The 8,914-nt window shown below is 53.2% G+C and carries 13 protein-coding genes; all 13 read right to left on the bottom strand.

Annotated elements, in window-relative coordinates; translation table 11 throughout:
* Positions 1–153: 153 nt before the first annotated feature.
* Positions 154–342, bottom strand: a complete 189-nt coding sequence (locus tag M8370_RS22290) for a hypothetical protein (protein ID WP_038807071.1) — start codon at positions 340–342, stop codon at positions 154–156.
* Between the two features lie 6 nt (positions 343–348).
* Entirely contained in the window at positions 349–948 is a 600-nt protein-coding gene (locus M8370_RS22285) for a tail assembly protein (RefSeq protein WP_001090463.1), read from the bottom strand.
* Positions 949–961: 13 nt separating this feature from the next.
* Positions 962–2,623 (bottom strand): terminase large subunit, encoded by a 1,662-nt coding sequence (locus M8370_RS22280; RefSeq protein ID WP_250021752.1) that lies wholly within the window; start codon positions 2,621–2,623, stop codon positions 962–964.
* Positions 2,607–2,963, bottom strand: a complete 357-nt coding sequence (locus M8370_RS22275; RefSeq protein WP_115438446.1) for a phage terminase small subunit P27 family — start codon at positions 2,961–2,963, stop codon at positions 2,607–2,609. Before M8370_RS22275 ends, M8370_RS22280 begins: the two co-directional genes overlap by 17 nt.
* Positions 2,964–3,236: 273 nt before the next feature.
* Positions 3,237–3,680 (bottom strand): HNH endonuclease, encoded by a 444-nt coding sequence (locus M8370_RS22265; protein ID WP_250021751.1) that lies wholly within the window; start codon positions 3,678–3,680, stop codon positions 3,237–3,239.
* A complete protein-coding gene (locus tag M8370_RS22260; protein ID WP_032660536.1) occupies positions 3,680–3,973 on the bottom strand; it encodes a head-tail connector protein in 294 nt (97 codons plus the stop codon). The genes M8370_RS22265 and M8370_RS22260 overlap by 1 nt, the downstream gene beginning before the upstream one ends.
* Positions 3,970–4,308 carry a phage head closure protein gene (locus M8370_RS22255; protein WP_001201224.1) on the bottom strand — a complete coding sequence of 113 codons (339 nt, stop codon included), beginning with the start codon at positions 4,306–4,308 and terminating at the stop codon, positions 3,970–3,972. The genes M8370_RS22260 and M8370_RS22255 overlap by 4 nt, the downstream gene beginning before the upstream one ends.
* Complete coding sequence (locus M8370_RS22250) at positions 4,305–5,540, bottom strand: phage portal protein (protein ID WP_042998351.1); 1,236 nt, start codon at positions 5,538–5,540, stop codon at positions 4,305–4,307. Before M8370_RS22250 ends, M8370_RS22255 begins: the two co-directional genes overlap by 4 nt.
* 1 nt (position 5,541) lies before the next feature.
* The gene (locus tag M8370_RS22245) at positions 5,542–6,102 is read right to left on the bottom strand and encodes an HK97 family phage prohead protease (RefSeq protein WP_126489810.1); all 561 of its coding nucleotides are present in this window, start codon (positions 6,100–6,102) and stop codon (positions 5,542–5,544) included.
* Between the two features lie 2 nt (positions 6,103–6,104).
* Positions 6,105–6,644, bottom strand: coding sequence for an HNH endonuclease (locus M8370_RS22240; RefSeq protein ID WP_250021750.1), 540 nt, complete (start codon positions 6,642–6,644; stop codon positions 6,105–6,107).
* 41 nt (positions 6,645–6,685) lie between these two features.
* Positions 6,686–7,852, bottom strand: a complete 1,167-nt coding sequence (locus M8370_RS22235) for a phage major capsid protein (protein WP_032655297.1) — start codon at positions 7,850–7,852, stop codon at positions 6,686–6,688.
* A 233-nt stretch (positions 7,853–8,085) separates the two neighbouring features.
* On the bottom strand, positions 8,086–8,349 hold the full coding sequence (locus tag M8370_RS22230; protein ID WP_019077815.1) for a hypothetical protein: 264 nt from the start codon (positions 8,347–8,349) through the stop codon (positions 8,086–8,088).
* 18 nt (positions 8,350–8,367) lie between these two features.
* Positions 8,368–8,817 carry a single-stranded DNA-binding protein gene (locus M8370_RS22225; RefSeq protein WP_029139677.1) on the bottom strand — a complete coding sequence of 150 codons (450 nt, stop codon included), beginning with the start codon at positions 8,815–8,817 and terminating at the stop codon, positions 8,368–8,370.
* Between the last annotated feature and the right edge of the window lie 97 nt (positions 8,818–8,914).

Here is an 8,914-nt window from a genome sequence, read left to right as displayed (position 1 = left end):
GATACTAATCAGTTAAGTGTTTGTTTAAAAAGGCGCTAACCGGCATGGGGAAGCGCCTTTTTTATCTCTGTTTATACATATGTTTATACACGATTGCTCGCACAAACAAAAAAGCACCAGAACATAGTCCAGTGCTTTGATAGGTTGGGTTTATCACCTTGGCCTTTCCGGCTTTCTCCATTGATAAGGTTTGGCATCCATCCTTTGCCGGTGGCGTTCTTTCGCAGCCAAGCAAGCGGCAACGCGATTGCGCACCATAAGATGATCCCGCCCGTTAAGTTCATGGCCTTGCAGATGTGCCATTTCTGTTATTACCGCCTCGATAGTCTCTCGCTTCATCATGCATACTTAAAGCTGGTCTTCGACATAGATCCCGGCAGAAATGATTGCACCACCAATTCGGCGCTTACCGTAAAGCAACGGTACCGGGTAGCCTTGGGCGGCAGTGTTGGTGACACCTCCAAACGCATACGAGGCTTTATTATCGGCACTTTGCTTGCTGGCAAGGCCTTGCACCTGCGGAGATATCATTTGCATTACACCGCCTACTGCCATTGCTGAACCAGCAGCAAACATCATGTTACTGGCTGCAATGCCAATGCCAGGCATCCAGATTGACGCCGCCACCAGCACCGCGCCGAGAATAGTTTGCATCACCCCTGCTTTCTTGCTCCCGATTATGATCGGAACAATTCGAATCGTCCTGTTACCGTTCGGAAAATCGAGATCATCCTGAGTTACGTTCTTTTTGTCCACGAATACAGCGAACGTAAGTCCTCGGGCTTTGCTGGTATTCATGAATTTCTGAAAGCCGGGAATGGTGGCGGATAACGCAGTAAACGCCTCACGTGTCGGGCCAATAAGCCGCTGGTGAGTACGGCCAAAAAGTTTAGCCAGCGAGCCGCTCAGAAGGATCGTGCTCATGGTTTCATGGTTCGCTGTATTCATAGTTTTACTCCAGTCAGATACCGTTAAATGTCGCCAGCCGTTGTTTGTGGCTGTCGCTCATATCGAAAGCAAAATCCTCGTGCTCAGCCTGGAAGGTACCGAACGCCATCAGCGCAGATACAGCCGGGTCTATCTTGTTGGAGGATTTCTTCTTGTTGGGCTTAATGTTGGCGTTGGCATCCGTCTCCATCACCACGTTACCAATCGCCCAGGACAAAACAGGATCGCCGCGATGGCGCACCACCTTACGGTTAACGAATACCTCAAAGGATTTCGCCACCGGACTGAATTTGAGATAGGTTTGCGGGAACGGCTCCACATCAAGCCCCGCCCCCTGTAGCTGGGTGCGCAGGTGCGTGGCGTTCCACGTATCGAAGCCCACCAGCCGGATATTGAAGGTTTCAGCGTCGCGCAGAATATCGTCACGGATGCGGTCATAGTCGATGCAGTCGCCGGGTGTGGTGCGTATCCATCCCGCTTTTACCCACTGTCGGTAGATGGCGCGGTTTTTGTTGGCGACGTTAAGTAGCTGCGCTTCCGGCAGATAATGACGGGTAAGGAGTCTGATCTCCCTGTCGAACGGGAACGCATAGCTTACGCTGGTGATGTCGCTGGTAGAGGACAGGTCAAACCCGGCATAACACTCCATTCCGGCCAGATCGTCTTCGGTATAGTCGAGCGCACAGGCATCCCATGCCCCGGCACCCATCCACGGCGTGGAGCCCTGACACCAGATATTGAAACGCTTGGTCAGCATCTCCACCCACTGCGACGGTATGCCCCGCGCTTTCTGGATGGTGGACTCCAGTTTCGCCGCGTCAACGGACACATGCAGGTTAGGGTTGGCCTTGATCCACATTTCAGGCTGCTCAACCTCGCTTTCGTCGTCCAGCTCGTAGATCAGGACAAACAGCGAATCGTTGCTCTCTTCCCCGGCAAGAATCTGGCAGCAGTAGTCGTAATGCTGTTTACAGGCGGAGACAACGTTACTCCCGGCGGTCGTGATGGCGAACAAAATCGCCTCAGGACGTGCGCCCATACCCAGCTCAAGCGCGGAATAAACGCCGTTATCCGGGTGAAGGTGGTATTCATCGACAATTGCCAGGCTGGGGTTAGTCCCCTCAATGGTGGCCGCTTTCGCCGCCAGCGGCTTTAACAGGCTGTTGCTCTTCGGGAAAATGACCTTATGCGCCTGGATATTGACGCGCTTTTTCAGCGGTTTTGACAGCAGGCACATCTGGCGGGCATCGTCGAACACGATTCGGGCCTGATCCCGGCTTACCGCCGCCGTGTAGATATCCTGCTGGCCCTTCTCCATTACCAGAAACCAGTTAGCCAGCATGGCGGCCACGGTGGATTTTGCATTCTTGCGTGGCACTTCAATAAAGGCACTGCTGTACTTCCGGCGGCCTGACTCCCTGACCTTAAAGCCCAGCAGGTTAGCAAAGGCGAACTGCTGCCAGGGCTCAAGCTCGATAGGCTGGCCCCGCAGCGGGCCTTTGACGTGTGGACAGAGCCGGGAGAAGGCAATAAACCGCTCCACGGTCGCCGTATCGAACTCATAACGGGGGTCATTCAGGTCTGAAAAGTACCTCTCGACGGCCTGTTTTACGCGCTTACATGCCGGAATTTCACCCGATTTAATGGCGTTTGCGTAATCATTCCAGACGGTCAAGCTCGTCCTCCTCTTCCGTTTCTACCGGATTGCGGCGGCGGCTTACCGGATCAAAGCCCAGCAGCGACGACATTTTTATAAGAATTTTTTCGGCATCCGCTTTTGCGCTCAGTGCCGGATTCCGGCTCTCACCGCCCTGGCTGTTCACTATGCTGAATCCCCGCGTGGCAAGGTCTTCCACGGCTTTGCGGTACATCGAGTAATTGACGCAGTACAGCTCAAGGTTGTTCCAGTCGGCAGGCGTCAGATCACCACGCTCCGCCAGCTGCTTCGCCTTCGCTTTCCACTGCTGCACCGCGATTTCATCAAGATAGGCGGGCGGTTTGGGTGGTCTTGCCATAACTTACTGTTTTCCTGTCTGTTTTATTTTCAAAAAAATCACCGTGCGTAAAAATTTGAGGGGGCGGGTGGTTCCTCGCTGAGAGGGGTTTGTCCTGAAAACCTCCCCCACCCCGTCCATTCGGCCTGTCAGCGGTTGCGAAAGCATTCCATAAGCTCCCGGTCACGCTGGCTCATGCGCTTTGCTACGGGCTTCTTATGCGCTCTCTGTCTGGCTGGTTGCCATGACTCACGCTGCTTTATCAGCCCACTAATCAGCCGCTGCTGTTCCTGCTCAGTCATTGTTTGCCTCATAGATCCAGTCGGTGCGATGACGCGCTGCTTCTTCCTGCTCGCGGAACTTACTGGCTTTACGCTGCTGCTTCGTCACCGGGTCTGTTGTGGTTGTCTTCCGTCCATGACAGGCAGCGCATAACGACTGGTGATTACTGGCGGGCCAGAACAGCACATCGGCCTCACCCTCGATAGGGATGATGTGATCGACGATAGTTGCCGATGTATAGACGTCAGCCTTAAGACAATGGACACACAGCGGATTAGCTTTCAGAAAATGACGACGGTATTCGCCCCAACGGTTGGAGTAACCGCGCTCTGTTCGTGTACCTCTTCGGCTGTCGCTTTGTCGGCGGGCATCCCGCTTATGCTCATCACACTTGCCGGATTTCACCCGCTTATTACATCCCGGCTCATTACATCGGCGTAGTGGTTGCCACGGCATCAGTACACCCCCACATCACGGTAGACAGACCACAACGCAGAGACAGCCATCGGTATCTCTTTGGTGTCAGTGTCGCCAATTGTCGTGCGGTACTCGTACAGCTGAGAGACGTACATCAGACAGCCAATCTTGATAGCTGGCGTAAACTCCAGCCCGTTATCAAACCGCTTGCCGATATGCTTCTGGCAAACCTCCAGCGCCGCATCGATGTACGCCTGTATCAACGTATCTTCGTAATCATCATCAATACGGCAATGCAGCTTTGCTTCATCCAGGGTGATTTCTGCTGTCATTTTTCCGTTCCTGTCTTGCAGAGAATTTCCAGCCGGGTACCTTCCGAATCAGGAATAGGAGGCCCGATAATATTGAGAGTGCTGCCAGCAAACGGGCCAGTAAGCACTTTCAGACGGTTGGCTGCGGTAATATCACGGCGGAAACGCACCCAAACGCGGATCGTCGCTTCGGCAACCTCGGCACCTGACGCCATTAACTCTCGGCCACTGATCCCCTTAACCTCAGCCCATATGGTTTCCCCGTCTTCCCAGACCTGAACAACCTGACCGGACGGCTCCCTGTGGGTAGTGAATACCCGAATAGTGACGCGGCTTCTCAGCCCCCCGGCTCTCATGCGTCACCTTCCTTGCCGTCTTTGCTGATCTTCACTTCCTGCTTCCATGCCTGGCTGAATTCGTCACCACCTTCACGCGGCGGCATCCCCTCACGTTCACGGGCTTCGTTCGGGTTCATGATCCCGTTCTTAATGCCGCGCTCATAAGTGGCGTAACGTTCGGTTGGCGTAGCGCGGAGAAGGTCAGCAGAGTCAAACTCCACCTGATAGCGGGTTCCCGGAACCGGAGAGGCCACCAGCAGCGCAGATTTGATTTGTTGCTCGAAGTTCGCCAGCCACGGGCGCATGGTCATGGTGAGAAATGCGCGGCTCGCTTCGCTAAAGTTGCTGTAGGTGCTATTGCTGTATTCCTGCAAGAAGATGGGCGACACGTTGAACATGCGGGCAATGTCTTCAATGGTGAAGCGACGGGAGGCCAGCCATTCGGCATCCTGATTACTCATGCCAAGCTGCTTGTAGTCCATGCCACCTTCAAGGATCGGCGTTTTCCCGGCGTTTCTGGCACCTTTGTAGCGCTCCAGTGCGTCCAGAGCCTGTTTGCCCTTCACGCTGTCGAGCCACTCAGCAGTAGTGACCACGCCAGCCGCCATCATGCCATCTTTCATAATGCTGGCACCGTGGCGCTGTTGGGCCAGACCTAACCCCAGCGCCTCACGGCAGGTGGTGATCGGCGAACGCCCCAGAAAACCATCATCGGTCGAGTAACGCAGGTGCAGGATCTCTTCTTGCAAGTAGGTGCGCACAGCCCCGGTAAATGGTTCAGTAATGGTGTATTTGTATTTATGCTGGCCGATACGCTCAGGTACAACCGCCCCCGGCGCATACGGGTGCAGGGATTGCGGCTGGCCGTCGCGGCCCCACTGGATCACCGCATAGGCGTTACCATTCAGCAGACAATGGCGCATCATCGTGCGTTTAAACTGGTAAGGTGTCTGGCAGTCGTTCGGCTGCTCGTTCAGCAGAAAATCCACCGGGTGATTGCTCAGCCATTCTCGCGCCTCACGCCCGTTATCGTTGCGCACGCGGTAGAGGTAGCAGGGCATTGTTGCCACCGCCTCACTGATAACTGACACGGCGTTCATGACCGCCGGCAGAGATTCCGCAGTACCCGCAGACACATACTCGCCTGATCCGGTATTTGGAATCCCTGCCATCGCCAGAAATTCATCAATGGTCATGCTGCGCTGCTCAGAGGGTTCAGACTTACGGCCAAACGGCCAGATATTCCACATATCAGAGCCCCGCTAATTCAGCCCAGCGGCGACGGTTATCGCCAGCGCGGCGCAGTTCAGGATGTTGGGAGAAAAGCGAACGGTGCGCGATTTCCACGCCAGACTCAGGATAAGCAGGCATAGAGGTAACGGTAATCTCCCGCAGTTCGGCTGCGGTAACAGTGCGCAGGTATGGAGACTGGCCGATATCCCACGCCTCTTTCAGCGCCCGGAAACCAAAGCTCATGCCGGAGATATCCCCACGCTCCACCAGCTCCAGCACATCGTTACCAAGCTGGGTATTCGGCGGGGTCAGCTCGAAGCGCAGCCCGGTATCGTCTTCGGACAGCACCAGCGTGCCGGATTTAGTGCGGCCCAGCAGCTGGGTATAGTTATGCTCGTACAGCGCACGCACATCGCTACCGGATGCCAGGCTGTCTTTAAACGCTCCCGGCGCAAACTGCTCGCGGAACTCGTCCCAGATAATTTCTGAGAGACTGTTCCAGCGCACGGCATAGCCCACCAGCTTGCGCTCTTTGGCGGTAAGTTCAGAGGTACGGATTTCAAAATCGATTGTTTTCATTGTTAATTCAGGCTCCCATGATTTTTATGAAAGCCATGCTTAACTTCCGCAGCTTTCCGGGCTGAAATGGCAAGATCTAATTCATCGAACGAGCCAATATGTTTTGTTTTTTGTCCGCGAGGTTTAATCTGGACTATCCATTTATTGCTGCGCTTATCACGGCGTATGCCTGTCATGCCGCTAGTGTTATTTTTCTGGATAGATAAATTCTTCTGATTCACGGCATGAGTAACCAGCCGAAAATTCGTTATCCGGTTGTCGCTTTTAACATGGTTAATGTGATCAACCTCCATTCCGGCGGGTATAGAGCCGAAATGCATAATCCAGATAACTCGGTGCGCCAGTTGCAGTTTTTTATTTACAGAAACAACTCTGTAACCATTGGAATAACAACCAGCAGACTTTCCGGCATACCGCGCATTCCATGTTTTGGCCTGAGCAACGCTAGAAAAATGGCTTTCAGGTCTTTGTTTCCAGATAAGTGAACCGTTGGGTTGGTAAGCCAGACAGCAATTAAAATATTCTTTCTCAGGTTCGATCATAATTAACCACCAAAATAGTAAGGGGCCGAAGCCCCTGTTAATCAGGAGCCGGAACCTGACATTTCGAGGATTTTAATCGCGCGGGAATCAACCACCCCACCACCTAAATACTTGTCCGTATGGATTTTAAGGAAACCCGGTTCGGTGATGTTGTCAGGGCGGGTACGCACGCCAGTGGTGTGATCCACGATGAAATATCCACGCTTGAAGTCGCCAACCGCGAGGAATGCTTTACCTGCCTCCGCATCCGGCATGGTTTCCAGATACTGAACAGGACGGCCCAGCAGCGTATCGGGAGAACCGGCAACCAGACGATCGCGCCAGATGTAATCCCCGTTGCCGTTTTTCAGCTTTTGCAGTTTGGCTGCGGTGTTGGAGTTCATCACCCATACGGCGTTTTTGCGGTATTTGGCTTTCAGCTTATACAGCAGGTCGATCAGGCCATCAGAGGAAACGTCAGCCGCTTCCATCTTCTCCAGCGTACCGAACGGACGGGTTTTGTCGGCAGTGGCCGCGCGAGGGTAAGACAGGAAGCCTTTGGATTTTTTATCACCGTCGCCGTTCACAAAGTCGCTTTCTTCGGTCGCGGTGAAGGTGTCGGCAATTTCAGAAGACAGCCAGCCCAAAATATCCACCTCGGAGAAGTCGAGAATCTCCTGAGTGGTTTTCGGGTAGGCGTAGATCGGGTTGAGTTTGATATCAACGCGCTCCATCTTCGGCGTGCTGGTCTCGGTACGTGCCTCACCTTCGGTGCCGCGATTAACGGTAGTGCCGCCCACAGATACCAGCTTCTGGTATTCGTTGGTTTTGGTGGTCTTCACCGTTGCGATGGAGCGCATCACGCTATCATCCTGCAACTGGCGCATAATCTCTTTGTCCAGCTCAGGGATAACGGTATAACCGCCGTCAGCCTGCACCAGTGTGGAGAGAGAACGGGTATCACCTGTCATGATGTAGTGGCGCAGCTCGTCGTTGCTTACTGGCTCACCTTCAACGGAAGTACCAGGCAGATTGCGCTGATCGTCGGCGACGGCTTCAAGACGGGTGATTTCAACTTCGAGGGCATCAGCCTGGGCGCGGAGTTCATCGAACTTTTTGCCCTCTTCTTCGTTCAGGCTGCGCTTTTCGGTGTCGGCTTTGTCCAGCATGGAACGCATCTGTGTTTTGAGTGCGGCTTTCTGCTGGCGTAATTCGAGTAGTTTCTTCATGGAGTGGTTTCCGTAACAATTAACGTTGAGACGTGAAACCAGCGCTTGGAGGGGAGGCCGTTAAATCTTTTTCTGCCTCTCGCAGGCTGTACTCGCTACAGCTTGACTTAACGGCCAGTGGCGGCTCACGTCTGAGTGCCACTCTTCAAGATATACATGAAAAATATAAAGAAAACCCCCATCAGAGACAGGGGTAATCACGGGTAAACATGAGTACGAATAATTTACAAAATTTATTTATTCAGCAAATCCCGCATGTTCTTTTCCGGCATATCCTTACGCATTTTCTCCAGATGCGCGATGAGGAGATCCAGCTGTTCGCCATCAGCAGCCAGAGCCATTCCCGTGAACGAATCCACAATGAAGCCGTGAGAATCAATCATCACCACAGCATCTTTATCAAGCGCAGCAGCGTACTCCTTTACTCCCATATCCTGTACGGCATTTTCAATGCCATGCACCTTGCGATGTTCCAGAACATCCTTATAAGTAAACATTTTCTTTGCTCCTTTCAGTCAGAAATCATCTTCATGTTGTGGGCGCTGGTCAAAATCTTCCGACGTATTGTATATTTCCCATCCCGGCGCGGCGGCGGTTGATTGTTTTGCGTCGTCAGTATCAGTTATGGGCTTCCGCCCGCCGCCCGGCCTCACCGTTCTGGCGCTGATCACACTGTCTGCGAGTACCTGATACCCCTGCTGTGCGGTGCCATCCTGCCCCGTCCACTGATTAAGCTGCATATTGCCCGCTACGCTCACAAGGTCGCCTTTAACATGCCGCGCCAGCGCATCAGCCTGCTTACCAAATGCGAGAACACCCAGCCAGAAAGTAGCCTGTCCATCCTCAGCGGCATTACAGGGCAGTGATACTGCCAGCCGCGCCATTGCCATATTTGTACCCTTGCCCGTTGTTCTGGTATTCGGATCGGCCACCAGACGCCCGTATGCTGATATCTGTGCTGTCATTCTAATACTCCCCACAGTTATAAATTAAAATTTGTACCTTAAACTGTCTACCTGTCTACTCTTTGATTTTTTACTTTAATATTCATTATGTTACACG

Source organism: Enterobacter cloacae complex sp. OE43NF (assembly GCF_023544405.1).
Taxonomy (GTDB): Bacteria; Pseudomonadota; Gammaproteobacteria; order Enterobacterales; family Enterobacteriaceae; genus Enterobacter; species Enterobacter cloacae.
Note: the sequence above shows the minus strand (reverse complement) of the source record. Positions and strands in the feature narration are given on the sequence as shown.